Genomic DNA, 24,282 nt, shown 5'->3' on the forward strand with positions numbered 1-24,282 from the left:
GTGGACGGCGCCATGCCTTGGAGCCTCATGTTCATCGCCTTGCTGGCGTGTCTCTGGCTCGCGTCCATCGTCAGCCAGCTCTCCGCCTTGCGCTGGCCGCGCCAGCGCTTTCGCGTGGCCACGGCGCAGCAGGCATCGCCCGCGCATGCCGATCTGTTCGAGCGCGACGAGCGGGAACTGGCCCGGCTGGGTTTCGAGCCTCTGGGCTGGGCCGGCATGGACGAACCCGGTGGCGCGCGCCCCCCGGTGGTCGCGCGCGTGCTGGCCCACCCTGCCAGCGCCACGGTGGCGCTGCTGAGTCCGGGCATGCTGCTGCAAAGGCCCAATGAACTTGCGGCGGTTTTCGTCAACCGGTTTGCCGATGGCCGCCGGCTCACCAGCGTGCGCAACCTGCCGCTGCAAGAGTGCTTCAGCTCGCCCGCGGACATTCATCGCAGCCACGAGGTCGGCAGCCTGGAGATGCTGTTCGTCGCGCACCGCGAGGCCTGCGTGGCGCTGGGCACGCAAGCGGTGCTCGATGCGTCCAGCCTGCCCGCCTGGGTGGCGCGCCTGGATGCCGACTGGGGGCGCTTTCTCGATGGTCTGGTGCGGCGTGGCTGGATGCACCGGGACGCCGATGCCAGCCTGCGCCTGCGGCTGGCGAAGTACCCGGCGTTTTTCCATGCCCTGGCGCGCACGCCCAAGGCGCCGCTGCCCGCCGAGGTGCCGATGGCGCGCCAGCTTGCGCTGCTGGCCGAGCATGAGCGGGTGCGCGAGCAGGTGCCCCGGCCCGGCCTGCAATGGGGCTTGATGCTGGTGGTGACGGCGGTCTTCGCGGTGTTGCTGTCCCTGATCGTCGGCGATGGCGCATCCGCCCGCTTCCATCGCTGGCTGGCGTTCTGGATCGCACTCACTTTCGTTTTGCACGAAGCGGGCCGCTACCTCGCGATGCGCGCCATGGGCTGGCGCGGCACGGCGCTGCCAGCGCTGGCGCTGCTGGGCAAACGCAGCCCCGCCGTCGATCCCGCGCCCTCAGGCGCGCGCCGCGCGCTCGTCGGCCTGGCCGCCACCGTGCCGGGCGTGCTCCTGGGCTGGGCCTGGCTGGCGTTCTGGTTCGGCGCCCCCGACTTCGCCGGCGTGGTGGGGAACATGGTCGCCCTGACCGAGACGCAGCCCTGGCTGCTGCCGGGCGCGCTGGTGCCGCTGCTCATCAACTACGCGGTCCTGTTGCCGCTGCCCTCGTTCGAAGGGGGTCGGATCGTGCAGGCCCTGCCGCCTCGGCGCTGGCAGTGGCTGGCCTTCGCCTTTGCCGGCGTGGCGCTGGCCGGGCTGCTGGTATTTGCCTGGCGGGTCGGGTTTTGGCTGTTCGTGCTGACCGCGCTCTGGCAGGCCTGGGCCTGGCGCGGCGCGCTGCGCGAAGCCAGGCTCTTGCGCCAGGGCGCAAAGATCGAGCCGGGCCCCGAGCGCGATGCCCACCTGCTCGCGCTGTGCGCGCGCGCCAAGCCGGGCGCCGGCCTGGCCCAGCGCTTCGATCGGATGCTGGCCCTGCGCGCCCGCCTGGATGAGGCACCACCCGCGCCGGGTATCGGCATCGCCTTGCTGCTGCTCTACCTGGCCCCGTTTGCCCTGGCGCTGCTGCATCCGGTGGGGCAGGGCGTGGTGTGGTTGCTGAGGGTGTGGGGGACGGCTTGAGGCGCGAGTTTGCGACGGTGATTTTGGAGCATCGGAAAAGTACCTCATGACCTGTTTTGATACTGAAAACGGTACCATTGGAACCATTCAGTACCGATTTGGATGCTTCATGAACACTCTGACCATTGCCGAAATCAAGCGCCGCGGCATGGCGGCCATCGGAGAAAAACTGCAGCACGGGCCGGTGCATGTGCTCAAGCGCAACCGGCCGGCGGCTGTCATGTTGAGCGAAGAGGAGTACCGGCGCCTGACATCGGCGCAGTCGCCCCTTGTGCCCGGAATGACCGCGGCCCAATGGCTGCTGGCGCAAACGCAGGCGCCGACCGGGCATCGCGAGCGGGCGGAGATCGATGCAGCCTTGGCCGAGGAACGCGCCTGGTGATCGCGTTTCTGGATGCCAGCGCACTGATTTATCTGCTGGAAGGTGAGCCTGCATTGGCCCGCAGGGCACACGCCGAGCTGGCTGCGCTTGCGCAGACGCATGCGGGCCTGCGTGTGGCTGTCAGTCGCTTGTCCTGGCTGGCATGCCGGGTCGGCCCGATGAAGGCAGACGACCTTGCAAGGCTCGCGCTGTTCGATGCCTTTTTTGCGCGCCCGGATGTGGTGTGGCTGGAGCTGAGCCGCGAAGTGGTGGAGCTGGCGGCCGCCATCCGGGGGCGCCATGGCTTGCGTACGCCCGATGCATTGCAGGCGGCCTGCTGCTTGCAACTCGGGCCCGGGCATGTGCTGCTCACGGGCGATGTGGCGTTTGGGCGCGTGGCGGGGCTGAACGTGAGGGCGCTGGCGTAATTCGCGCCATAGCGCTAGCCGAAAGAAGCACGGTACGCCGTCGGACTCAGGATCAGGCTGGATTCCAGCGGCGGCTTGATCAGGAAGGCACGCGGCTCGGTGCCCCAGCCGTACAACCTGAAGATGCGAAATCGATCCGGCGCTTCTCGCGCGAAGTTTCGCTCGTTGTTTGAAAGGTAGAAGGGTGTGCGTTGGTGGCCGACGGTGGTCTTCACTTCCAGGAAACGTTCTTCGCCAGTGGGCTCGAACGACAGGATGTCGTACCCGGCGCCGTCGCCCTGTTCCTGCGCCACCCAGAGCACTTTTTTCGCGAGGTCCGCGCGTCCATGGGCGGCGAGGCGGGCGCGTTCCGATTCGAGGACGCATTGCTCTCCCGCGCGGCCCAGCGTGCGGTTGCGCTCGTCGCGCAGCGCCGGGTCGAAGCGCCGGGCGATGCGTTCGAGTTCCTGGTGAGTGGAAGTCAGCACCGTATTGAGGGGTGGCGGTGCTTCGATCGCCAGGGCAGGGGCGTCGGCCGCCCTCCAGTTTGCCTGCTCGGGGATGATGGGGCCATCCCATTCTTGAGCGACCCGCGTCTCCACCGCCTTCAACAAGGCATGCTGAAAGTTGCGCAGGGGCGCATATCCGGTGACCCAGGGCAGGCTCAGGCGCTCCAGCGTCGCGCTGATGTTCATGTACTTGTGCTCGATCGACGCGACGGAGCGCCCGATGCGCTTCGCAGTCTCCTTGTAGTAGCGTGCCTTGACGAAAGGGCGGCCCTGCAGGAAGAGCGAGCGCATGGCGAAGTAGTCCTGGACGACCTGCTCGATCTCGGCCTCCGTCCAGGCTGCCTTGAGCATGGTTTGGTCTTCTTCCTGGGGGTTTGGCATCACCGAGAACGCGAAATGGCTGGCTGGATCGTGCCGCATTATGGTTCGCGACCTGGGCTTGCACCCGGCCTTGCGGCGTAGCTCGGAGATGCGTTGCGGCATCGACGGGGAAGCCGAGCGCGTCGTGGCCGACGCGGCGGGCCCGAAGCGCGCACAATCCCCGCTCCCCCATGCCTGCCTCCCCCGAAGACTTCAGCCTGCGCCGCATGGCGCTGCCCGCGTTTGGCCCCTCGCTCATGTTCGGCCTGTGCGAGGGCACCATCCTGCCGGTGCTGGCGCTCAGCGCCCGCGCGCTGGGCGCGAGCCTGGCGGTAGCGGGACTGATCGTGGCCTTGGTCGGTCTGGGTTCGTTGCTGGCGAACATCCCCGCCGCATGGCTGGCCACGCGCTTTGGCGAGCGCCGGGCGATGGTGGGCGCGGCGGCTTTCTGCCTGGTGGCGCTGGTGCTGTGCCTGGTGGCGCCCCATGTCTGGCTGCTGGGGCTGGGCGTGTTCATGGTGGGGCTGGCGCGCGCAGTGTTCATGCTGGCGCGCCAGACCTTTCTGGTCGAGGCGGCGCCGCTGCATCTGCGCGCCCGGGCGATGGCGATGCTCGGCGGCGTGCATCGCATCGGCATGTTCGCCGGGCCGTTTCTGGGTGCGGCCTTCATCGGCTGGCTGGGGATCGCCGGGGCGTATTGGGCGGCGCTCCTCGTGATGCTGGCCACGGGGGCGCTCTCGCTGCTGGTGCCCGACCTGCCGACGCGCGCGCGCCCGGGCGAGGACGCGGCCGATGTGCCCGCCGCCTGGCCCATGCTGCGCACGCATGGCCGGGTGCTGGTGACGCTGGGTGTGGCGACGTCCCTGGTGGCGGCGATTCGCGCCTGCCGCCAGGTGGTGATTCCGCTGTGGGCCAGCCACATCGGGCTGGATGCGGCCAGCACCTCGCTGATCTACGGGCTGATGGGCGCGGTGGACATGCTGCTGTTCTACCCCGCGGGCCGCGTCATGGACCGGCGCGGGCGCCGCGCGGTGGCGCTGCCCAGCATGCTGGTGATGGGCGCGAGCTTTTGCCTGATGCCGCTCACCGGCGGCTTTGCCAGCCTGCTGGCGGCGAGCCTGCTGATGGGCGTGGGCAATGGCATGGGCGCGGGTATCGTGCTCACCATAGGCGCGGACGCTTCACCGGCGGCCGGGCGCACGCAGTTCCTCGGTATCTGGCGCGTGATCACCGACGTTGGCGGGGGTGGCGGGCCGCTGCTGCTGTCCGCGCTCACCGCCGCGATCACCCTGGCCGGGGGCGTGCTGGTGACCGGTGGTCTCGGTTTTCTTGCTGCCTGGATGTTCTGGCGCTGGCTGCCGGCGGCTCCGGCAAGTTCGCCCGCAAACGCCTGACCGCGCCGCTTTGCCTGCCGCCGTGCGGCGCCTGAGCGCGACGCTCCGCCCTCGAATGCAAAACCGCGTCAGGCGCGCGTGCGCAACCAGCCCAGTACCTCCTGAGCGTTGCCGTCGGGCGGAAACACCGGATAGAAGACCTTGACGATGCAGGCGTCTTCAAGCACCAGCGTCAGGCGCTTGTGCAGCGCCATGCCCCCCGCCACGAAGCCCGGCAGGCGCAGCGCGGTGCCGAACTGCAGCGCCTGGTCGCTCAGCAGCTCGAAGGGCAGATGCAGGCGCTCGCGTGCCTCGCGCTGGTAGGCGCTGTCCTGCGTGCTCAGGCCGAAGACGCGGGTGCCGTGCTGGCGCAGCGCGCCGTGGTGATCGCGGAAGGCGCAGGACTGCGGCGTGCAGCCGCGCGCGCCCGGTATCGCGTCCCAGCCTTCGGGCAGTGCCACGCCGGGGCGCCCGGTCATGGGGTAGATGTAGATCACGGTGCGCCCGGCCAGCAGGTTCAGCGCGACCTGGCTGCCGTCGGTGCAGGGCAGTTGCAGCTCGGGCAGGCGCATGCCCGTCAGATGGCGGGCCGCGCCGTCGTCCACGGGCTGGGGCAGGTCGGGTGGCAGGGGGAAGGTGACGGGGGTGTCCATGGGGTGTGCTGATCAGGTGATGGGCAGGATGATTTCGCTGAGTTGCCAGCCCAGGCCGCGGCGCGTGAGCACGAAGCGGGTGTCGCCGCTGCGCCCGTGGGCGGTGACGATGAAGCGGTGCATTCCGGCGTAGCCCATGTCCGCCCCCGCCAGGGGCCTGCGGGCGCTGGCGTCGCCGTCCCGCGGCGCGCGGGGTTCGTCCGGGGCCCCGGGCTCGCCTTTGCGCGGGCCGGTGCCGGCCATCAGACGCGCCAGGCCCGCCGGGGTGACGTAGGCGTCCACTGCCCCGTCCACGACGGCGCCCGCCAGCGGCGCAATCAGCGCGGCCAGCGGATTGAGCGTGCCGCCCGCCTCGCGCGCCATCTTGTCGAGCGCCGTGGCCTTGATCTGGTCCTTCAGGCTCTGGCGCACGCTGGCGAAGTCCACGTGTTCGGACAGTGCCTGGGCGTCGCGGCTCTGGACCGCGTTGCTGATCTGGTAGACCGTGAGCCAGGGCGCTGCGATGAACCACGCGGCCAGCAGCACGCCGGCGGCCAGTAGCAGGGCGAGGGTTTTCTTGTTCACCGGGGCGGCTCGTTCGACGCGAAGGGCGCCAGCATAGCGCGCGAAGGCCGCGCCTGTCCTGGCGCCCCGGCGCGCGCCCCGAGCCGCTCAGTACCCGGGCTGGTAGCGGGCAATCGCCTCGCGGGCACGCGCGTCCAGCGCAAAGCCGGCGCCGTGGCGCTGGGCGAGCTCGTCTGCGCGTTCGAGGAAGGTCGCGATGCCGGTGCCGTAGATGAACTGCATCGCGCCGCCGGTCCAGGCCGGAAAGCCGATGCCGAAGATCGAGCCGATGTTGGCGTCGTGCACGCTGGTGAGCACGCCTTCGGCCAGGCAGCGGGCGGTCTCGATCGCCTGGCGGTACAGCAGGCGGTCCTGCAGCTCGGGCACGCTCCAGCGGGTATCGGGCTTCTCGAACAGGGGCTTGAGCTCGCTCCACAGGTGCTTCTTCTCGCCCTTGGGGTAGTCGTAGAAGCCGCCGCCACCGGCACGGCCGGGGCGCTTGAATTCCTTGACCATGCGCTCGACCAGCAGCTCGCCGGGGGTGGCCTGCCAGGTTTTGCCCTCGGCGGCGAGGTCGGCGCGGGTCTGCTCCATCACGTGCACGCTCAAGGACAGCGCGGTCTCGTCGAGCACCGCCAGCGGTCCCACCGGCATGCCGGCCTGCATCGCGGCGTTCTCGATGACGGCGGCGGGGATGCCTTCGGCGAGCATGCTCGCGCCCTCCATCACGTAGGTGCCGAAGGTGCGGCTGGTGTAGAAGCCGCGCGCGTCGTTGACCACGATGGGCAGCTTGCCCAGCGCGAGCACGTAGTCGTAGGCGCGGGCCACGGCCCAGTCGCTGGTTTGCTGCCCGCGGATGATCTCCACCAGCCGCATCTTGTCCACCGGGCTGAAGAAGTGGATGCCGACGAATTTCTCCGGCGCGCGGCTGGCCTGGGCCAGCCCGGTGATGGGCAGGGTGGAGGTGTTGCTGGCGAAGAAGCCGCCCGGGGCCAGCTGCGGCTCGGCCTCGCGCGTGATTCTGGCCTTGAGCTCGCGGTTTTCGAACACGGCTTCGATGATCAGCTCGCAACCGGCCAGGTCCTGCGCCTCGGCGGTGGGCGCTATGCATGCCAGCAGCGCCTCGCGCGCCTGGGCGCTCATGCGGCCTTTTTCCACGCGCTTGTCGGCCAGGCGGGCGCTGTAGGCCTTGCCGTGCTCGGCCTTCTCGACGCTCACGTCCAGCAGCGGCGTGGCGATGCCGCGGCTGGCCTGCGCCCAGGCGATGCCCGCGCCCATCATGCCCGCGCCCAGTACGCCGACGCGGGTGGGCTTGAAGCGCTCGGCCACCTTGGGGCGCGATTGCCCGCTCTTGATGGCGTTGAGGTCGAAGAAGAAGGCGCTGACCATGTTGTGCGCCACCGGGCTGGTCATGAGGCCGGCCAGGTAGCGGCTTTCGATGCGCAGCGCGGTGTCGTAGTCGACGCTCGCGCCTTCCACCATCGCGGCGAGCGCCGCCTCGGGCGCGGGGTAGCGCCCGCGCGTGGTCTTGCGCAGCATGGCGGGCGCCACGGCCAGGCCGGCGGCGATCTTGGGGTTGGTCGGCGTGCCGCCGGGGATCTTGTAGCCCTTTTCGTCCCAGGGATGGTGCGACGCGGGGTGCGCGGCAATCCAGGCCAGGGCCGCGGGCAGCAGTTCCTCGCGCGTGGCCACCAGCGCGTGCACCAGGCCCAGCGCCTTGCCCTGCTGCGGGTTGAACAGCTTGCCTTCGAGCAGCCAGGGCTGCGCGCCCATGAGGCCGAGCAGGCGCACCATCTTGGTGATGCCGCTGGCGCCGGGCAGCAGACCCAGCGTCACTTCGGGCAGGCCGAGCTGGATCTTGGCGTCATCGACCGCGATGCGGTGGTGGCCGGTCAAGGCCACCTCCCAGCCGCCGCCCAGCGCCGTGCCGTTGATGCACGAGACCACCGGCAGGCCCAGGGTCTCAAGCACGCGCATCTGCTTCTTCATGCGCTCGATCTCGGCGAACACCTGTGGCGCGTCGCTGGGCTGCAGGCGCATCAGCGCCTTGAGGTCGGCGCCGGCGAAGAAGCTGCTCTTGGCCGATGCGAGCACGATGCCCTTGAGCGCACCGCCCAGGCGGTCGCGGTCCGCCAGCACCTGGGCGGCCAGCGCGACGAGGTCGTCCTGCCAGCGCGCGCACATGGTGTTGACGGGCGAGCCGGGTTCATCGAAGGTGACCAGGGCCACCTGGCCTTCGCCCTGCGCGGCGATGAGTTCGTAGCGGATGGTGTCCATGTGTCTGTCTCCCTCAAAGCCGCTCGACGATGGTGGCAATGCCCATGCCGCCGCCCACGCACAGCGTCACCAGGCCGTAGCGCAGCTGGCGGCGCTCGAGCTCGTCGATCAGGGTGCCCAGCAGCATCGCGCCGGTGGCCCCCAGCGGGTGGCCCATGGCGATCGCGCCGCCGTTGACGTTGACCTTCTCGTGCGGCACGCCCATCTCCTTCATGAAGCGCATGGGCACGGCGGCAAAGGCTTCGTTGACTTCGAACAGGTCGATCTGGTCCACGGACATGCCGGCGCGCGCGAGCGCCTTGCGCGTGGCCGGCATGGGGCCGGTGAGCATGATGGTGGGGTCGTCGCCGCTCACGGCGGTGGCGACGATGCGTGCGCGAGGCGTGAGGCCGTGGGCCTTGGCGGCGGCCTCGTTGCCGATGAGCACCGCGGCGGCGCCATCGACGATGCCCGAGGAATTGCCCGCGTGGTGCACGTGGTGGATGCGCTCGACCTGCGGATAGCGTTGAAGGGCGACCTGGTCGAAGCCCATGTCGCCCAGCTGCGCGAACGAGGTCTTGAGTGCGGCCAGGCCGTCCAGCGTGGTCTGGGGCTTGATGAATTCGTCCTCGGCAAGGACCACCTGGCCGAGCATGTCGCGCACCGGCACCACCGAGCGCTGGAACCACCCGGCGGCGCGCGCGGCCGCAGCGCGTCTTTGCGACTCGACCGCGAAGGCGTCGACGTCGGCGCGCGTGAAGCCGTCCAGCGTGGCGATCAGGTCCGCGCCTATGCCCTGGGGCACGAACAGGGTCTGCAGATTGGTAGCCGGGTCCTGCGCCCAGGCGCCGCCGTCGCTGCCCAGCGGCACGCGGCTCATGCTCTCCACGCCGCCGGCCACCACCAGGTCTTCCCAGCCGCTGGCCACTTTCTGCGCCGCCAGGTTCACCGCCTCCAGGCCGGATGCGCAGAAGCGGTTGATCTGCACGCCCGCGCAACTCCAGGCCCAGCCGGCCTTGAGCGCGGCGATCTTGGGCAGCACCGAGCCCTGCTCGCCCACGGGCGAGACGATGCCCATGACCACGTCGTCCACCGCCGCGGTGTCGAACTCCTGGCGTGCCTGCAACTCGGCCAGCAGCCCGGCCGCGAGGTCGATGGGTTTGACTTCGTGCAGCGTGCCGTCCTTCTTGCCCTTGCCGCGCGGGGTGCGCAGGGCCTCGAACACATAGGCGGTGGTCATGCAGATTCTCCAGATGAAAAGTGACTCAAACGCTTGCTGGTCAAGCGCAAGCAGCTATGTTTTTTGCATTCTCTCCTTCCCCCTCTGGGGGAAGGCAGGGATGGGGGCCGCTGGCGCTGGGGCGATGGCAAGCAGGCCCCCGCCCCCACCCCGGTGCTGGCAGCGAGACGCTGCCGCTCTTCAGGCTGTCCCATTGCGCACTGGCGCAATGGGAGCCGCAGTCTTCAGCCCCAGAGGGGGAGGGAGCAAGGGGATCAACGCCCCGGCAGCCCCATGTTGCGCGAGATCAGCTCCTTCATGATCTCGTTGGTGCCGCCGTAGATGCGCTGCACCCGCGCGTCGGCCCAGGCGCGGGCGATCGGGTATTCCCACATGTAGCCATAGCCGCCAAAGAGCTGTACGCATTCGTCCATGACCTTGAACTGCAGGTCGGTGGTCCAGTACTTGGCCATGCTGGCGGTCTGGGTGTCCAGCTGGTCCTGCACGATGAGCTCGCAGCATTTGTCGACGAAGACGCGCGCCACCTGCACTTCGGTCTGCAGCTCGGCCAGGGTGTAGCGGGTGTTCTGGAAGGCGGCCACGGCCTGGCCGAAGACCTTGCGCTGCCTGACGTAGTCCAGCGTCCAGTCGATCGCCGCCTGCGCCGCGGCCACCGCGGTGATCGCGATCTGCAGCCGCTCCCAGGGCAGTTGCTCCATCAGGCAGATGAAGCCCTTGTTCTGCATCGCGGGGCCGCCCAGCAGGTTCTCGGCGGGCACCTTGACGTCGTTGAAGAACAGTTCGGAGGTGTCCTGCGCCTTCATGCCGGCTTTCTTCAGGCGCTGACCCTTCTCGAAGCCGTCCATGCCGCGCTCGACCAGCAGCAGGCTGGTGCCCTTGGCACCGGCCGCCGGGTCGGTCTTGGCCACGACGATGACCAGGTCGGCGTGCCAGCCGTTGGTGATGAAGGTCTTGCTGCCGTTCAGGACGTAGTGGCTGGCGTCATCGGACAGCAGGGCGGTGGTCTTGACGCCCTGCAGGTCGCTGCCGGCGGCCGGCTCGGTCATGGCGATGGCGCCGACCATCTCGCCGCTGGCGAGCCGGGGCAGGTATTTGCGCTTTTGCTCCTCGGTGCCGTAGTGCAGGATGTAGGGCGCGACGATCTCGCTGTGCAGGCCAAAGCCTATGCCGGTGCAACCGGCGCGCGCGATCTCTTCCATCTGCGCCACGCTGTAGAGCTTGTCCGCACCCGCGCCGCCGTATTCCTCGGGCATGCTCAGACACAGAAAGCCGTTGGCGCCCGCCTTGGTCCAGACCGCGCGGTCCACGTAGCCCTGTTCCTCCCAGGCGGCATGGTGGGGCATGACTTCCTTGTCCACGAAGCGGCGAAAGCTGTCGGCAAACGCCTGGTGGCCGGCATCGAAAAGAGTGCGTTCGATCATGGTATTTAATTGAAGCAGTTGCTTGGTTAAAGTCTGACAGCTTTTTCCCGGATGTCCAGTCGCAGAAACGACAAACCGCCCGAAGGCGGTCTGCATGGGCAGTGCGGGCGTGCTACTTGGTGGAGTAGTCGGACACCACCTTCCACTTGCCGTCTTCCACCAGCGACAGGCGCCAGGCGGTGCTGCCCAGGTGCTTGGTGGCCGTGTAGGTGGCCGGGGCGCTGCCGAAGATGTCGGTCGGGAAGCTCATGGACTCCATGGTCTTGATGAAGGCATCGGTCGTGAGGCCGGGTCCGGCCTTGGAGACGGCCTGCAGGAACATGTCCATCACGATGTAGCCATAGGCCGAGAAGATGCCGCCATCCTCGCCGTACTTGGTCTTGTACTTGGTGGCCCAGAACGCGAGCGGCTTGTTGCTGGCGTCGTCCGCATAGGGCACCTGGGCCGCCATGGTGGCGTACAGGCCGTCCATGGCCTTGCCGCCGAGCTTGGGAATCAGCTCGCTGTAGGACGCGGCCGAGCCCAGGAACACCGGGTTGTAGCCCATCTTCCTGGCCGTGCCTATCGTGCCTATGGTCTCGCGTATCACGCCGCCCAGGGTCACCAGATCGCAGCCCGCGGCCTTGGTCTTGGCCACCTGCGAGGAGAAATCGGTCGCGCCGCGCTTGAAGCTGGCTTTCTCGACCAGTTGCATGCCGATGTCCTTCAGGCCGTCTTCCGTGCCCTTGAGCACTTCGGCGCCGAACTCGTCGTCCTGGTAGATGGTGCAGACCTTGGAGAGCTTCTTGTCCTTCACGAGCTGCGGCACCGCCTCGCGGATCTGCTGGTAGTAAGGCGCGATGAAGGCGTAGGTCAGCGGGTTCAGCGGCTCGTACATCTCGCGCGCGGCGGTGAGCGGCAGGAAGTTGACCACCTTCTTGGGAAACATCACCGGGAAGGTGGCCAGGTTGGCCGCCGTGCCGATGTGGCCGATGATCGCGAAGACCTTTTCCTGGTTCACCAGCTTTTGCGCCGCGAGCACCGCGCGCTTGGGGTCGTAGCCGTCGTCTTCCACCTTGAAGGTGATCTTGCGGCCGTTGATGCCGCCCTGTTCGTTGGCCTCATCGACGCGCAGCTGCATGCCGTCGCGCGCCTGCTTGCCGATCGGGGCCAGCGGCCCCGAGAGGTCCTGGATGGTGGCGATCTTGAGCTCGGACTTGCTCACGCCCAGGTTCTGTGCCAGGGCGCTCCCGGCAAAGCCCAGGGCGCAGGCGGTGGCCAAAAGGGTGGTCTTCATGCGCATCGTCAGGTCTCCTTGTGTGGTTTGAAATGATTGTGGGTGCTGGTGCCGGCGCGTGGCTCAGGGTTTTCCCGCGCCGCGGTACATCGCCTCGATCTGCCCGGCGTATTTCTTCTCGACCAGCTTGCGCTTGAGCTTCATCGTGGGCGTGAGCTCTTCGTCCTCGGCGGTGAGCTGGGTGTCGAGCAGGAAGAACTTCTTGATCTGCTCCACGCGCGCGAACCTCGTGTTCACCTCGTCGATCACGCCCTGGACGAGCGCCTGCACCTCGGCCGCGCGCGTGAGGCTGGCGTAGTTGGAGAACGGCACGTCGTGGTCCTGCGCGTATTTCTCGACGTTCTCCTGGTCGATCATGACGATCACCGTGAGGTAGGGGCGCTTGTCGCCTATGACCACCGCGTCGGTGACGTAGGGGCTGAACTTGAGCTCGTTCTCGATCTCGCTTGGCGTGATGTTCTTGCCGCCCGCGGTGATGATGATGTCCTTCATGCGGTCGGTGATGCGGTAGTAGCCGTCGGCATCCACCGTGCCCACGTCGCCGGTGGCCAGCCACCCGTCCTCGGTGAAGGTCTCGGCGGTCTTGTCCGGCAGGTTCAGGTAGCCGGCGAAGACGTTGGGGCCCTTGACCTGGATCTCGCCCGTCTGCGGGTCCAGGCGCACCTGGTTGTAGTGCGCGGCCGGGCCGATGGAGCCGGGCTTGATGCGCGTGGGCAGCATGGCGGTGGAGACGCCGCAGGTCTCGGTCATGCCCCAGACCTCGAGCATGGGCACGCCCAGCGACAAATACCACTTGATGAGCTCGGGCGAGATCGGCGCGGCGCCGGTGACGAGGTAGCGCGCCCGGTGTATGCCTATCATCTTGCGCACGTTGTCCAGCGCCAGCCAGCGCGCGAGCTGAAAGCGCCACCTGAGCGAAGCGGGCACGTTCTGTCCCGCCAGCACCAGGTCGGCGATCGTCCGCCCCACGCCGATGGCCCAGGCATAGGCGCGCTGCTGCAGGCGCGAGCTTTCCCGGATGGCGATGGTCACGCCCGAATAGAACTTCTCCCACACGCGCGGCACCGCGACGAAGACGGTGGGCGCGATCTCGCGCACGTTCTCGGGCACGGTGTCGGGGTTTTCCACGAAGTTGAGCTTGCAGCCGGTGTACAGCGAGAGGTATTCGCCGCCCATGCGTTCGGCGATGTGGCACAGCGGCAGGAAGGCCATGGCTTCGTCCTGCTCGCTGCGCGAGATCACGCTGTTGAGCCCGCGCGCAGTCTGCACCAGCGCGGCGTGGGTGTGCATCGCGCCCTTGGGCTTGCCGGTGGTGCCCGAGGTATAGACCAGGATCGCCAGCTGCCCGGGCGTGATCGCGGCCACGCGTTCGGGCAGCATCTGCGGGTGCTCGGCGTTCCACTGGCGGCCCAGCGCGCGCAGCTGCGCCAGGCTGATCACGCCCTCGTCGTCGAGTTCGTGCAGGCCGTCCATGTCGAAGACAATGATTTTTTTCAGCAGCGGCAGCTGCGCGCGCACCTCCAGCGCCTTGTCCAGCTGCTCGTCGTCCTCGACGAACAGGATGCTGCTGTGCGAGTCCTGCGTCAGGTAGTGCACCTGGGACGCCGCGTCCGTCGGGTAGATGCCGCTGGCCACGCCGGCGCAGGAGAGCACGGCCAGGTCCGCGAGCACCCATTCGAGGATGGTGTTGGACAGGATGGAGGCGGTGTCGCCCGGCGCGAAACCCAGCGCCATCAGGCCGCCGGCCACTTCGCCCACGGCTTCGCCCACCTGGTTCCAGGTCCATGCCCGCCACAGGCCGAGCTTTTTCTCGCGCAGCCAGACCCCGGGGCCGCGCTCGCGCACGGCGTTCCAGAACATGGCGGCGATGGTCTCGCCCGCCATGGCGATGCCTTCGCGCGGCTTGCAGTCGGGGTTCCAGAGCGTCGCCATCTGCCTACCTCCAGGTCTTCTTCTTCTTCCAGCGGCGCTCGCCGCGCACGCCGGTGTCCTTCATGCCCAGGTAGAACTCCTTGATGTCCTCCTTCTCGCGCAGGCGCTTGCAGCGGTCTTCCATCACGATGCGGCCGTTCTCCAGCACGTAGCCGAAGTCGGCGGCGTTCAGCGCCATGTTGGCGTTCTGCTCCACCAGCAAGATGGTGGTGCCGCGCTCGCGGTTGATGCGCACCACGATCTCGAAGATCTCCTTGGTCAGGCGCGGCGACAGGCCCAGGCTGGGTTCGTCCAGCAGGATGAGTTCGGGCTTGGCCATCAGCGCGCGGCTGATGGCCAGCATCTGCTGCTGCCCGCCCGAGAGCAGGCCGGCGTCCTGGTGGCTGCGCTCCTTGAGGATGGGGAAGTACCCGAACACCGTCTCCAGATCGCGCGCCACCGCGTCGCGGTCGCTGCGCGTGTAGGCGCCCATCATGAGGTTGTCGCGCACCGACAGCAGCGGGAACACCTCGCGCCCCTCGGGCACGTGCATCAAGCCCCGGCGCACGATGCTCGTGGGGTCGTTGGCGGTGATGTCCGCGCCCTTGAACTGCACGCTGCCCTTGAGCGGATCGATGATGCCCGAGATGGTCTTGAGGATGGTGGTCTTGCCCGCGCCGTTGCTGCCCAGCACCGTGGCGATCTCGCCCGCGTGCACCGCCAGGCTCACGCCGCGTATCGCCTTGATCGGACCGTAGGCGCTCTCCACGTTCTGCAACTGCAGCAGCGGTGTCTGCACGGTGGCGGCTGGCGTGTTCATGCGCGCCCTCCCACCTGCTGCCCGGCGGGGCGGCGCAGGTTGCTCACGTCGTCTATCGTGCCCAGGTAGGCCTCGGCCACGCCTGGGTGGGCCTGCACCTCGGCGGGCGTGCCCAGCGCCAGGACCTCGCCCTGGTTCATCGCCAGCACGCGGTCGGACACGCGCGAGACCAGGCTCATGTCGTGCTCGACCATCAGCACGGTGATGCCCAGGTCCTTGCTGATGTCCTCGATCCAGAAGGCCATGTCGTCGGTTTCTTCCACGTTCAGGCCGGACGAGGGCTCATCGAGCAGCAGCAGGCGCGGTTCGGTGCACAGGGCGCGGCCCAGCTCCACCACCTTGCGCACGCCGTAGGGCAGGCCGCCCACCAGGGTGTCGCGGTAGTGCTGCAGGTCCAGGAAATCGATGACTTCCTCCACCTTCTCGCGCGCCTGCACTTCGGCGGCGCGGGCGCGCCCGGTGAACAGCATGTCGCTCAGCAGGCCGGTGCGCCGGCGGATGTGCCGCCCGATCAGGAGGTTGGACAGAACGCTCGCGTGCTCGAACAGCTCGATGTTCTGGAAGGTGCGCGCGATGCCCAGCTCGGCCACCGCATGCGGCGCCTGCCCGGTCAGCCTGAGCGTGCCGCCGGGGCCGACGTAGTCGATGTGGCCGCTCGTGGGCTGGTAGATGCGGCTGATCAGGTTGAATACCGTGGTCTTGCCCGCGCCGTTGGGGCCGATCAGCGTAAAGACCTCGCCCTCGTGCACCTCGAAGCCGACGTCGTTCACGGCCAGCAGGCCGCCGAAACGCACGCTCAGGTGCTGCGCGCTCAAGAGGAGGTTGCCGCTCATCTCAGGCGCTCCGATTTCTGGAAGGACTTCTGGCGCCTGAACATCCCGCGCCGGTAGAAGGGAAACAGCTGCAGCCAGGCGCGCACCTTGATCCAGCGTCCGTAGATGCCCAGCGGCTCGAACATCACGAAGACGATCAGCACCGCGCCATAGACGAAGGTCTGCAGGCCCGGTGACTGGCCTATCGAATCGGGCAGCCAGTCCTTGGACAGGCTGATGAGCTGGGGCATGAAGATCAGGAACATCGCACCCAGGAATGCGCCATGCACCGAGCCCAGGCCGCCGATGACGATCATCAACAGCAGGTCGATGGACTGCACGATGTCGAACTGCTCGGGCGTGATGAACTGCAGCTTGTGACCATAGAGCGCGCCGGCGATGCCTGCCAGCGCCGCCGACAGCGCGAACGACAGCGTCTTGTAGTACGCCAGGTGGATGCCCATGCTCTGCGCCGAGATCTCCGAATCGCGGATCGCGACGAAGGCGCGTCCCGTGGGTGCGCGCAGCAGGTTCAGGATGGCCAGCGTGCAGACGATGGCGATCACCAGACACAGGAAATAGAAGGCCTCTGACGATTCGAAGGCATAGCCCATGATCTGCGGCGGCTGCAGGAAGATGCCCTTGTTGCCGCCGGTGACCGATTCCCAGCGCGCGAAGATTTCCTCCACGATGAAGCCGAAGGCCAGCGTGGCGATGGCCAGGTAAATGCCCTTGACGCGCAGCGCCGGCAGGCCCACGACGATGCCCACCGCGGCCGAGAGCAGCGCGGCGCACGACAGCGACAGCAAAAAGGGCCAGCCCATGGTGGTGAGCAGCGCCTGGGTGTAGGCGCCGACCCCGAGGAAGGCCGCGTGCCCGAGCGAGAACTGGCCGGTAAAGCCCGCCAGCAGCATCAGTCCCAGGCCGGCGATGCCGTAGATCAGCACGAAGGTCAGCTGCGCCAGCCAGTATTCGGGCAGCAGCCCCGGTGCTGCCAGCAGACCCAGCACCAGCAGGCCATACCAGAACAGATGGCCACCATGCTTGGCCAGGCGTATGTCCTGCTGGTAGGAGGTCTTGAAAATGAAACGCATCGTCTAGACCTTCTTGACCAGCCGCTCGCCGAACAGGCCGTTGGGTCTGACCATCAGCATGATGAGCACCACGACGTAGGCCGCCACGTCCTTGAAGCCTTCGGGCAGGTAAAAGCCCGAGAGCGATTCGATGCTGCCTATCACCAGCCCGCCGACGATCGCCCCGGGCAGGCTGCCGAAGCCGCCGACCACCGCGGCCGGGAAGGCCTTCAGCCCGATGAAGCCCATGTTGGCGTGCACGAAGGTGATGGGCGCGAGCAGCAGGCCGGCGATCGCGGCCACCATGCCGGCCAGCGCCCAGACCATGCCGTTGATGCGCTGCACGGGTATGCCCATGTAGTACGCCGCCAGCTGGTTCTGCGAGGCCGCCTGCATCGCCACGCCCAGGCGGGTGTAGCGAAACATCGCAAACAGCAAGGCGCACAGCAGCACCGTGGTGAGGATCACCGCGATCTGCTCGGCGCCCACCACCAGGCTGCCCCACTGCAGCGTCGCATCCTTGTAGGGGACGTCCAGCGTGTGCGTCTCCGTGCCCATGCCCGGAATCATCGTGACCAGGCCGCGCAGCAGATAACCTATGCCTATGGTCAGCATCACGATGGAAAACGCCGGCTGACCCAGCACCGGGCGTATCACCACGCGCTCGAGCAGCAGGCCCAGCAGCCCCATGGCCAGCATCGCGGCGATCACCGCCAGCCAGAAGGGAAAGCCCAGCCAGGACATCGCGGCCACGCCGATGAAGGCGCCGACCATCATGAATTCGCCCTGGGCGAAACTGACGATCTCGGTGGCCTTGTAGATCAGCACGAAGCCCAGCGCGATCAGTCCGTAGATGCAGCCCTGGGCTACGCCACTGATCAGGAGTTGGACAAATTGCACCTGTGCGTTCCCGTTATTTTCACAAAGCGTCCGCTTTGCATAAATGCCGATAATGCATGCTCCGATGGGCCTTCGCGTTAGGTGAATACCCTTAAAATTTGATGTTGCGTCTCGTAGCCCCTGCAAACAAAGCGTCTGTTGCTATGAATTTCGTAAACTCCTGGTGTAGCCAGGTATTTTGATGGATGCTCGCCCCATGCCGACCGCTACGACGACCGACCCTTTCGACGCCGAATTCATGGCGCTGCTGCGCGAGCTGTTCGAAGAAAAAATCGTCTTCAACCGCACGCTCGGGCTGGAGGTGACGCAGGTGGCCGCGGGCCATGCACGGGGACGCATAGCGATGCGCCCCGAGCTCGTGGGCCACTTTGCCTACAACCGCCTGCACGGTGGCGCGATCAGCGCGGCGCTGGACGCCATGGGGGGTCTTGCGATCATCGCGGCCATGGCGGCGCGGCATGCGGACAAAACGCCCGAACAGCGCCTGCAGTATTTTTCCAGGCTGGGCACGATAGACCTGCGCGTGGACTATCTTCGGGCCGCCATAGGCCCGTCGTTCGAGCTGCAGGCCCAGGTGCTGCGCCTGGGCTCGCGCGTGGCCAGCACGCGCATGGAATGCCTGGGCGCTGACGGCCAGCTGCTGGCCACGGGCGCGGCCTCCTATATCGTCGCCTGAGCGCGCGGCTCCATCCAGGCGTGTGGCGAACGCCGGGACGGGTGGCTGCGGAGCATGGGCGTTCAGTCGTCGCCACGGATGGGGCGCGGGCGGCCCTGCTCGTCGATGGCCACGTAGCTCAGGCGTGCCTCGGTCACCTTCAGGTACTGTCCCTGGGCGCGGATGCGCTCGGCAAACACCTCGACCTGCACGGTGATCGAGGTGCGCCCGACACGCAACACCGACGAATAAAAAGAGAGCAAGTCGCCCACGCGTACGGGCTGCTTGAAGACGAATTCATTGACGGCCACCGTCGCAATGCGCCCGCATGCAACGCGTGCGCTCAGCACCGAGCCGGCCAGGTCCACCTGCGACATCACCCAGCCGCCGAAGATGTCGCCGTTGCTGTTGGTGTCGCTGGGCAGGGGAATGACCTTGAGCACCAGCTCCTTGTCCTGGGGCAGCGTGGTGGCGGGCGTGGTGTCGGGCTGTGGCATGCAAGCGTGGTCGGCAGTCAGGGTGGGGCGATTGTCCTGCAGTCTGCGTGCGCCGGGCGCGCGCTGGCGCAGTCCGCGTCAGCGCGGGCGCTGCTGCGTGCTCGTCCCCAGGGCTGCGACTAGCGCCACCAGCAGTGCGGCCACGAGGTTGTGTGCCCAGGTGCCCGCAAGCGGCAGCTGCTGCGCAATGATGCCCAGCCCCAGGCCGACCTGCAGCAGGGGCAGCGCCACCAGCGCGAGCGCCGCTGCCTTGCGCTGCATGCGCCAGGCGCGCCAGGCCATGATGGCCAGAAAACCCGACAAGGCCAGGCCGGCGGCGCGGTGCAACAGGTGCGCGATCGCGCCGCCCGCATGGTCGGGCGCGGTGCCTGCCACCGGAACGAACCAGGGGTTGAGCGTGCGCCAGGTGCCGCTGGAGACGTCGCAGCTTCCCAGGGCCGGGCAGGACAGGCCCGCATGCCCGCTGCTGACCAGGCCGCCCAGGGCCATCTGCACGAAACACAGGGCCAGGGCCACCCAGACCCAGCGCGCCAGCGGTGAAGCGGTCGCCCCGGGCGCAGAGCGGCGCGCCAGGCGCACGGCCAGCACCAGCATGGCAAAGCCTGCGAGCAGGTTGCCCAGCGTGACTGCCGGCAGCAGCGAACTGCGCGTCGCTGCCCCGAGCACGGCCAGAAACAGCGCCAACGTCAGCAGGCCGCCGGCCAGCGCCGTCTCCGGACGCCAGCGTTGGCGCAGGGCGAGCGCCAGCAGTGCCAGTACCACCACGAGGCTGCTAGAAGCGATGATGCGGTGCGCGGTGCGTGCCACGGCTATGGCTGTGTCGCTGGCGCCGGCTTGCGTGAGCGGCGTGGCCGCAGGCGACTGGGCGCGCGCGAGCTGGAGCTGCCCGTAGCAGGCGGGCCAGGGCTCGCAGCCGACGCCGGTGTTCACCAGCCGCACGAAGGCCGACAGGCTGGTGATTGCCAGCACCATCGCTGCGCACAGCCAGGCGAGGCGGCGCAGCCAGCGGCGCGCGGGCATGCCGGCAGGCGGATGGGCAGGGGAGAGCGTTGCGTCCATGGGGCGGAGGATGAAAACCGTGGTGTGCGAATCTACCCCAGACCGGTGCGGGGCAAGCGTTGCTTTTGCGCTGCCGCTGCACTACCCTTACTGCGCGCCGGCAAGCGGGCTCACCCCGCGGGCATCCTCTTACTTTTTGATCCAGATCACGTTTCAGGCCGGGCCCGGCTTGTAGACTGCCTGAGCCGTAAATCCGGATTCAGCCGACCTTGTCAAGGAGCGATCAGCATGAGCCATCATGACGACGAAAACGAGCCTGTGCCCTTCATGCAGCAGCTGCTAGACAGCCCTTTCTTGCTGCTCTTTCTGGGTGTCATGATTCCCATGGTTGTCTACAACCTCTGGGGCTACATCGACACCCTGACCATCCCGCTGGCCAAATAACAACCAAGGAAGCACGTCCATGACCGCAATCCTGCCTCCTTCAGACCGGCTGTGGTGGAAACACCCGATGGATCGCCAGGAGACCATCTGGATCATCATTTCCTTCATCTGGTGCATGGTGATGTTCGCCATGATGGTCGGCTGGCACTTCTTCGGCAAACAGAATCTGGCCACCGAAACCTACAAGGTCGACCCGGCCGCCTTTGCCGAGCGCGCCGAGGCCTTCGCCAAGAAGTACACCGTGCGTACGGAGACCGAACAGGAAGTTCCCGTGGTCGCGCCGCCTGAAGGCAGCGACGTCTACATGATCGGTCGCCTGTGGAACTGGTGGCCCATCCTCGAGCTGGAAAAGGGCAAGACCTACAAGCTGCACATGACTTCCATGGACTACAACCACGGCTTCTCGCTGCAGCCGATCAACCTGAACATCCAGGTCGTGCCGGGCTATGAGCACGTGATCAAGGTCACGCCCAATGAATCGGGCACCTACGCCATCGTTTGCAACGAATTCTGCGGCATCGGGCACCACGAGATGGTCGGTCGCCTGTACGTGAAGTAAAGCGAAGGAAGCGCCATGACCGTCTCCACCACCTACCGTACCTGCCCGCGCTCTGGTCTGCAGTTTGAAGACCAGGCCGAAAAACTCATCAAGGCCAACGCCTTCACCGCCATCGTCGCGCTGCTCGTGGGCGGCATTCTGGCGCTGGGCGTGGTGCTCACGCGCTGGCCCGCGGTGCACCTGCTGTCTGCGGACGCCTTCTACATGGTGCTCACCGCCCACGGCCTGGACATGCTCATCTTCTGGATGATCTTCTTCGAGATCGCGGTGCTGTACTTCGCCTCGTCCACGCTGCTGCGCTGTCGCATTGCCACGCCCAGGATTGCCTGGGCCGCCTACTGGCTGATGCTGGTGGGCGCGGTGATCAACAACGTCGCGGTGTTCCAGGGTGAATCCAGCGTCATGATGACGTCCTACGTGCCCATGATGGCCCATTGGTCCTTCTACCTGGGTCTGGTGGTGTTCGCCGTCGGCGCGCTCATCGCCTGCGCGGTGTTCTTCGGCACGCTGGTGGTCGCCAAGCGCGAGAAGACCTACGAGGGTTCCGTCCCGCTGGTGACTTTCGGCGCCATGACCGCCGCGATCATTGCCGTGTTCACGCTGCTGTCGGGCGCGATCATCCTGGTGCCGACGCTGTTCCTGTCCTGGGGCCTGGTGCAGAACGTCGACCCGCTGGCCTACCGCGTGATCTGGTGGGCGCTGGGCCATTCTTCGCAGCAGATCAACGTGGCCGCCCACATCTCGATCTGGTATGCGGTTGCCGCCATCGTGCTGGGCGCCAAGCCCATGTCCGAGCGCGTGAGCCGTGGCGCCTTCCTGCTCTACATCCTGTTCCTGCAGCTGGCAAGCGCCCACCACATCCTCGCCGATCCGGGCGTGAGCACCGAATGGAAGATCGTCAACACCAGCTACTTCATGTACTTTGCCGTGCTGGCTTCCATGATCCACGCGCTGTCCGTGCCCGGTGCCATGGAAGTGGCCCAGCGTGCCAGGGGCTTCAACAAGGGCCTGTTCGAGTGGCTGCGCAAGGCGCCCTGGGGCAACCCGGTGTTCTCCAGCATCTTCATCTCGCTGGTGGGCTTCGGCTTCCTGGGCGGCATCACCGGCGTGATGATGGGCACAGAGCAGCTCAACCTGCTGATCCACAACACCATCTACGTGCCCGGGCATTTCCACGCCACCGTGGTGATCGGGACCACCATGACCTTCATGGGCATGACCTACTTCCTGGTGCCGGTGCTGTTCCGCCGCGAGATCATCAACCCGGGCCTGGCGCGGCTGCAGCCCTTCCTGTTCGGTTTCGCGATGTACGCCTTCACCATCGTCATGATGGGCGCGGGTACCCTGGGTGTGTCGCGCCGCCACTGGGACATGGCCTTCAACGGCAATGCGCTGGCCTATGAATGGCCGGGTGCGGCCTATCTGATGATGGGCCTGGTCGGCATCACCGGCGTGATCGCGATCATCGGCGGTGCGGTATTCATCTACCTGGTGGTCGGCTCGCTCCTGTGGGGCAAGCGGCTCGATGGCGGCAAGGTGAGCAACACCTTCACCTTCCTGAACCGCGCCGCGCCCAGCGCTCCGCTGCAGACCTACGGCTCGGCCGGTTTCGTGGCCCCCGGCACCTTCGTGCTGACCATGATCTTCCTGCTGACCTTCATCCTGTACTACTTCGTCAACTGGAAGTATCTCGGACAGCTCTGGGGGCTTAGCTGATCGCTCCTCGTACCGGCATTGGATAATCAGGCGATGGATACCACGACGCTTGAAATTTCCCGGCGCGGCACGGCGCAGGTGGCGCGCGACGTCATCTCGCTGTTCAAGCTGCGCATCGGCGTGCTCATCATGATCACCGCCGTGGTGGGCATGGTGATCACGCCGGGGCCGGCCATGGACTGGCTGCAGGTGTCGGTGCTCGCGCTGTCGGTGCTTGTGGCCTCGGCCAGTGCCGGGGCCTACAACCAGTACGTCGAGTTCGAGAGCGACCGGCTGATGAAGCGCACCGCAAGGCGCGCCTTTGCCACCGGCGCGCTGCCCCACCATCCGCTGTGGCTGGCGCTGATGGCGCTGATGCTGGCGGGCGCGGTGGCCTCTGCCTGGGTGGCGTTCAACGGCGCGGCCGCGCTCTACGTGTTCCTGGGCGCGTTTTTCTATGGCGTCGTCTACACCCTGTGGCTCAAGCGCCGCACCTCGATGAACATCGTCATCGGCGGCCTGGCGGGCAGTTTTGCGGTGCTCGCCGGCGCGGCCGCGGTCGACCCCGCGCTCGGGCCGCTGCCCTGGCTGCTGGCGCTGGTGCTGTTCCTCTGGACACCGCCGCATTTCTGGGCGCTGGCGATTGCCAACAGCCAGGACTATGCCAAGGCCGGCGTGCCCATGCTGCCCGTGGTGGTCGGCCCCGAGCGCGCGGCCCGGGCGGTGCTGGTGAGTACCGTGGCGCTGTTCCTGGCGTCCGTGGCGCCGGTGTTCTTTGGCGCCGGCTGGATCTATGGTGTGGGTGCCACGCTGGGCGGCCTGCATTTCGTGCGCAAGTCCTGGCAACTGGTGCGCCGGCCGACCGAGCGCTCGGCCGCGATGGGCGCGTTCTTCGCTTCGCTGGTGCAGTTGAGCGTGCTTCTGGTGGCGGCCTGCTTCGACGCCTGGCTGCGCTGAAGGGGAGGCTGGCGGTGGCGGCCCGTCTTTCGCTGCGCAGCCGCTGGCACTCGCGCTGGGGGGCGACTCTGGCTGCGGCTTTGGTGGCCGGGGTGCTCGCGGTCGCTTCGCCGGTTCATGCGCAGGGGCGCTCCGGCCTCGATGTCGATCGGGCTCTGACGGTGAGCCAGGAGGCCATAGGGCGCCAGATCGGCGAGCACATCCTGCTGGACCGCGAGGGCAAACCGGTGCTGCTCTCGTCCTACCGCGGCAAGCCGCTGCTGGTGAGCTTCATCTACACCGGCTGTTTCGTGATCTGTCCGACCACCACGCGTTCGCTGCAAAGCGCCGTGAACGACCTGGAGAAGGCCGTCGGGCCCAATCAGTTCAACGTGGTCAGCGTGGGCTTCAACCAGCCCGAAGACAGCCCGCAGGCGCTCAAGGCCTTTGCGCGGCAGAACGGCATCCACAACGCCAACTGGAACTTCCTGAGCCCACCCATGGCCACGGTGGGTGCGCTGGCCAAGGACTTCGGCTTCATCTATGCCGCCACGCCGGCGGGCTTCGACCACGTGCTGCAGGTGTCGGTGCTCGATGCCCAGGGGCGCATCGTGCACCAGGTCTATGGCGAGAAGCTGGCCGCCGGCGACTTGGGCGAGCCGCTGAAGATGCTGCTCAACGGCGACACCTACCACCCTTCCAACAGCTTCCTGTCCAACCTCGTGGACCGCGTGCGCATCCTGTGCACCGTCTACGACCCGCGCACCGGTGGCTACAAGGTGGACTACACGCTGCCGCTGCAGATCGGCGGCGGTGTGACCTTCTTCATTCTGATGATGGCGTTCTTCTTCAACGAATGGCGCGCCAGCAGGGCGCGTCGCAAGCGGGAGCGCGGCGCCAACTGACGCTTC

24 protein-coding genes are annotated in these 24,282 nt (G+C 67.3%); 10 read left to right on the forward strand and 14 right to left on the reverse strand.

Features of this window, described 5'->3' with window-relative positions; all coding sequences use genetic code 11:
- Positions 1-12 precede the first annotated feature (12 nt).
- From FOZ74_RS09805 to FOZ74_RS09815, 3 genes are read left to right on the forward strand one after another with little or no spacing between them, the layout of a single operon-like run.
- Positions 13-1,671 (forward strand): zinc metalloprotease, encoded by a 1,659-nt coding sequence (locus tag FOZ74_RS09805; protein ID WP_146912892.1) that lies wholly within the window; start codon positions 13-15, stop codon positions 1,669-1,671.
- A gap of 46 nt (positions 1,672-1,717) precedes the next feature.
- A complete protein-coding gene (locus FOZ74_RS09810; RefSeq protein WP_146912893.1) occupies positions 1,718-2,053 on the forward strand; it encodes a type II toxin-antitoxin system Phd/YefM family antitoxin in 336 nt (111 codons plus the stop codon).
- Positions 2,050-2,460: a type II toxin-antitoxin system VapC family toxin gene (locus FOZ74_RS09815; RefSeq protein ID WP_186764571.1), complete on the forward strand. Its 411-nt coding sequence runs from the start codon at positions 2,050-2,052 to the stop codon at positions 2,458-2,460. Before FOZ74_RS09810 ends, FOZ74_RS09815 begins: the two co-directional genes overlap by 4 nt.
- Before the next feature lie 14 nt (positions 2,461-2,474).
- Here the strand turns inward: FOZ74_RS09815 and FOZ74_RS09820 are convergent, their stop codons facing one another.
- Entirely contained in the window at positions 2,475-3,299 is an 825-nt protein-coding gene (locus tag FOZ74_RS09820; protein ID WP_146912895.1) for a protein NO VEIN domain-containing protein, read from the reverse strand.
- Between the two features lie 200 nt (positions 3,300-3,499).
- Here FOZ74_RS09820 and FOZ74_RS09825 point away from each other — a divergent pair, with 200 nt between their 5' ends.
- The gene (locus FOZ74_RS09825) at positions 3,500-4,702 is read left to right on the forward strand and encodes an MFS transporter (protein ID WP_146912896.1); all 1,203 of its coding nucleotides are present in this window, start codon (positions 3,500-3,502) and stop codon (positions 4,700-4,702) included.
- A 68-nt stretch (positions 4,703-4,770) separates the two neighbouring features.
- Here the strand turns inward: FOZ74_RS09825 and FOZ74_RS09830 are convergent, their stop codons facing one another.
- The 11 genes from FOZ74_RS09830 to FOZ74_RS09880 form a co-directional block, all read right to left on the reverse strand.
- Complete coding sequence (locus tag FOZ74_RS09830; protein WP_146912897.1) at positions 4,771-5,334, reverse strand: peroxiredoxin; 564 nt, start codon at positions 5,332-5,334, stop codon at positions 4,771-4,773.
- A gap of 12 nt (positions 5,335-5,346) precedes the next feature.
- Positions 5,347-5,898, reverse strand: a complete 552-nt coding sequence (locus FOZ74_RS09835) for a DUF2939 domain-containing protein (protein ID WP_146912898.1) — start codon at positions 5,896-5,898, stop codon at positions 5,347-5,349.
- A gap of 87 nt (positions 5,899-5,985) precedes the next feature.
- Positions 5,986-8,154 carry a 3-hydroxyacyl-CoA dehydrogenase NAD-binding domain-containing protein gene (locus FOZ74_RS09840; RefSeq protein WP_146912899.1) on the reverse strand — a complete coding sequence of 723 codons (2,169 nt, stop codon included), beginning with the start codon at positions 8,152-8,154 and terminating at the stop codon, positions 5,986-5,988.
- Positions 8,155-8,167: 13 nt separating this feature from the next.
- Entirely contained in the window at positions 8,168-9,373 is a 1,206-nt protein-coding gene (locus tag FOZ74_RS09845; RefSeq protein ID WP_146912900.1) for an acetyl-CoA C-acetyltransferase, read from the reverse strand.
- Between the two features lie 254 nt (positions 9,374-9,627).
- The gene (locus FOZ74_RS09850; protein WP_146912901.1) at positions 9,628-10,794 is read right to left on the reverse strand and encodes an acyl-CoA dehydrogenase family protein; all 1,167 of its coding nucleotides are present in this window, start codon (positions 10,792-10,794) and stop codon (positions 9,628-9,630) included.
- Positions 10,795-10,906: 112 nt separating this feature from the next.
- Positions 10,907-12,076, reverse strand: a complete 1,170-nt coding sequence (locus FOZ74_RS09855) for an ABC transporter substrate-binding protein (RefSeq protein WP_146912902.1) — start codon at positions 12,074-12,076, stop codon at positions 10,907-10,909.
- Between the two features lie 57 nt (positions 12,077-12,133).
- Complete coding sequence (locus tag FOZ74_RS09860) at positions 12,134-14,002, reverse strand: AMP-dependent synthetase/ligase (RefSeq protein WP_146912903.1); 1,869 nt, start codon at positions 14,000-14,002, stop codon at positions 12,134-12,136.
- 4 nt (positions 14,003-14,006) lie between these two features.
- Positions 14,007-14,801, reverse strand: a complete 795-nt coding sequence (locus FOZ74_RS09865; RefSeq protein ID WP_146912904.1) for an ABC transporter ATP-binding protein — start codon at positions 14,799-14,801, stop codon at positions 14,007-14,009.
- Complete coding sequence (locus FOZ74_RS09870) at positions 14,798-15,634, reverse strand: ABC transporter ATP-binding protein (RefSeq protein WP_146912905.1); 837 nt, start codon at positions 15,632-15,634, stop codon at positions 14,798-14,800. Before FOZ74_RS09870 ends, FOZ74_RS09865 begins: the two co-directional genes overlap by 4 nt.
- Positions 15,631-16,707, reverse strand: a complete 1,077-nt coding sequence (locus FOZ74_RS09875; protein WP_146912906.1) for a branched-chain amino acid ABC transporter permease — start codon at positions 16,705-16,707, stop codon at positions 15,631-15,633. The genes FOZ74_RS09870 and FOZ74_RS09875 overlap by 4 nt, the downstream gene beginning before the upstream one ends.
- Before the next feature lie 3 nt (positions 16,708-16,710).
- The gene (locus FOZ74_RS09880; protein ID WP_146912907.1) at positions 16,711-17,586 is read right to left on the reverse strand and encodes a branched-chain amino acid ABC transporter permease; all 876 of its coding nucleotides are present in this window, start codon (positions 17,584-17,586) and stop codon (positions 16,711-16,713) included.
- Positions 17,587-17,782: 196 nt separating this feature from the next.
- On the opposite strand from FOZ74_RS09880, the gene FOZ74_RS09885 reads away from it, so the two are divergent.
- Positions 17,783-18,262 carry a thioesterase family protein gene (locus tag FOZ74_RS09885; protein ID WP_186764572.1) on the forward strand — a complete coding sequence of 160 codons (480 nt, stop codon included), beginning with the start codon at positions 17,783-17,785 and terminating at the stop codon, positions 18,260-18,262.
- Between the two features lie 62 nt (positions 18,263-18,324).
- Here the strand turns inward: FOZ74_RS09885 and FOZ74_RS09890 are convergent, their stop codons facing one another.
- Positions 18,325-18,738: an acyl-CoA thioesterase gene (locus FOZ74_RS09890; RefSeq protein ID WP_146912909.1), complete on the reverse strand. Its 414-nt coding sequence runs from the start codon at positions 18,736-18,738 to the stop codon at positions 18,325-18,327.
- 78 nt (positions 18,739-18,816) lie between these two features.
- On the reverse strand, positions 18,817-19,797 hold the full coding sequence (locus FOZ74_RS09895; protein WP_255437551.1) for a COX15/CtaA family protein: 981 nt from the start codon (positions 19,795-19,797) through the stop codon (positions 18,817-18,819).
- Between the two features lie 228 nt (positions 19,798-20,025).
- On the opposite strand from FOZ74_RS09895, the gene FOZ74_RS16065 reads away from it, so the two are divergent.
- Genes FOZ74_RS16065 through FOZ74_RS09915 form a run of 5 tightly spaced genes read left to right on the forward strand, consistent with a single transcriptional unit; the run spans position 20,026 to position 24,276 of the window.
- Positions 20,026-20,181: a hypothetical protein gene (locus FOZ74_RS16065; protein ID WP_186764573.1), complete on the forward strand. Its 156-nt coding sequence runs from the start codon at positions 20,026-20,028 to the stop codon at positions 20,179-20,181.
- Positions 20,182-20,200: 19 nt separating this feature from the next.
- Positions 20,201-20,740, forward strand: a complete 540-nt coding sequence (locus tag FOZ74_RS09900; protein WP_146912910.1) for a cupredoxin domain-containing protein — start codon at positions 20,201-20,203, stop codon at positions 20,738-20,740.
- A 15-nt stretch (positions 20,741-20,755) separates the two neighbouring features.
- Entirely contained in the window at positions 20,756-22,456 is a 1,701-nt protein-coding gene (locus FOZ74_RS09905) for a cbb3-type cytochrome c oxidase subunit I (protein WP_146912911.1), read from the forward strand.
- Between the two features lie 33 nt (positions 22,457-22,489).
- On the forward strand, positions 22,490-23,392 hold the full coding sequence (gene cyoE, locus FOZ74_RS09910; protein ID WP_146912912.1) for a heme o synthase: 903 nt from the start codon (positions 22,490-22,492) through the stop codon (positions 23,390-23,392).
- Between the two features lie 14 nt (positions 23,393-23,406).
- Complete coding sequence (locus FOZ74_RS09915; protein ID WP_255437552.1) at positions 23,407-24,276, forward strand: SCO family protein; 870 nt, start codon at positions 23,407-23,409, stop codon at positions 24,274-24,276.
- Positions 24,277-24,282: the final 6 nt, after the last annotated feature.

This window comes from Comamonas flocculans, assembly GCF_007954405.1.
Taxonomy (GTDB): Bacteria; Pseudomonadota; Gammaproteobacteria; order Burkholderiales; family Burkholderiaceae_C; genus Comamonas_C; species Comamonas_C flocculans.

What these genes read in the sequence shown, in the direction of transcription:
- FOZ74_RS09805 (WP_146912892.1), top strand. Translation starts at nt 13, where the DNA reads ATGCCTTGGAGCCTCATGTTCATCGCCTTGCTGGCGTGTCTCTGGCTC.
- FOZ74_RS09810 (WP_146912893.1), top strand. Translation starts at nt 1,718, where the DNA reads ATGACCTGTTTTGATACTGAAAACGGTACCATTGGAACCATTCAGTAC.
- FOZ74_RS09820 (WP_146912895.1), bottom strand. Translation starts at nt 3,299, where the DNA reads ATGCTCAAGGCAGCCTGGACGGAGGCCGAGATCGAGCAGGTCGTCCAG.
- FOZ74_RS09825 (WP_146912896.1), top strand. Translation starts at nt 3,500, where the DNA reads ATGCCTGCCTCCCCCGAAGACTTCAGCCTGCGCCGCATGGCGCTGCCC.
- FOZ74_RS09830 (WP_146912897.1), bottom strand. Translation starts at nt 5,334, where the DNA reads ATGGACACCCCCGTCACCTTCCCCCTGCCACCCGACCTGCCCCAGCCC.
- FOZ74_RS09840 (WP_146912899.1), bottom strand. Translation starts at nt 8,154, where the DNA reads ATGGACACCATCCGCTACGAACTCATCGCCGCGCAGGGCGAAGGCCAG.
- FOZ74_RS09845 (WP_146912900.1), bottom strand. Translation starts at nt 9,373, where the DNA reads ATGACCACCGCCTATGTGTTCGAGGCCCTGCGCACCCCGCGCGGCAAG.
- FOZ74_RS09850 (WP_146912901.1), bottom strand. Translation starts at nt 10,794, where the DNA reads ATGATCGAACGCACTCTTTTCGATGCCGGCCACCAGGCGTTTGCCGAC.
- FOZ74_RS09855 (WP_146912902.1), bottom strand. Translation starts at nt 12,076, where the DNA reads ATGCGCATGAAGACCACCCTTTTGGCCACCGCCTGCGCCCTGGGCTTT.
- FOZ74_RS09860 (WP_146912903.1), bottom strand. Translation starts at nt 14,002, where the DNA reads ATGGCGACGCTCTGGAACCCCGACTGCAAGCCGCGCGAAGGCATCGCC.
- FOZ74_RS09865 (WP_146912904.1), bottom strand. Translation starts at nt 14,801, where the DNA reads ATGAACACGCCAGCCGCCACCGTGCAGACACCGCTGCTGCAGTTGCAG.
- FOZ74_RS09870 (WP_146912905.1), bottom strand. Translation starts at nt 15,634, where the DNA reads ATGAGCGGCAACCTCCTCTTGAGCGCGCAGCACCTGAGCGTGCGTTTC.
- FOZ74_RS09875 (WP_146912906.1), bottom strand. Translation starts at nt 16,707, where the DNA reads ATGCGTTTCATTTTCAAGACCTCCTACCAGCAGGACATACGCCTGGCC.
- FOZ74_RS09885 (WP_186764572.1), top strand. Translation starts at nt 17,783, where the DNA reads ATGCCGACCGCTACGACGACCGACCCTTTCGACGCCGAATTCATGGCG.
- FOZ74_RS09890 (WP_146912909.1), bottom strand. Translation starts at nt 18,738, where the DNA reads ATGCCACAGCCCGACACCACGCCCGCCACCACGCTGCCCCAGGACAAG.
- FOZ74_RS09895 (WP_255437551.1), bottom strand. Translation starts at nt 19,797, where the DNA reads ATGGACGCAACGCTCTCCCCTGCCCATCCGCCTGCCGGCATGCCCGCG.
- FOZ74_RS16065 (WP_186764573.1), top strand. Translation starts at nt 20,026, where the DNA reads ATGAGCCATCATGACGACGAAAACGAGCCTGTGCCCTTCATGCAGCAG.
- FOZ74_RS09900 (WP_146912910.1), top strand. Translation starts at nt 20,201, where the DNA reads ATGACCGCAATCCTGCCTCCTTCAGACCGGCTGTGGTGGAAACACCCG.
- FOZ74_RS09905 (WP_146912911.1), top strand. Translation starts at nt 20,756, where the DNA reads ATGACCGTCTCCACCACCTACCGTACCTGCCCGCGCTCTGGTCTGCAG.
- cyoE (WP_146912912.1), top strand. Translation starts at nt 22,490, where the DNA reads ATGGATACCACGACGCTTGAAATTTCCCGGCGCGGCACGGCGCAGGTG.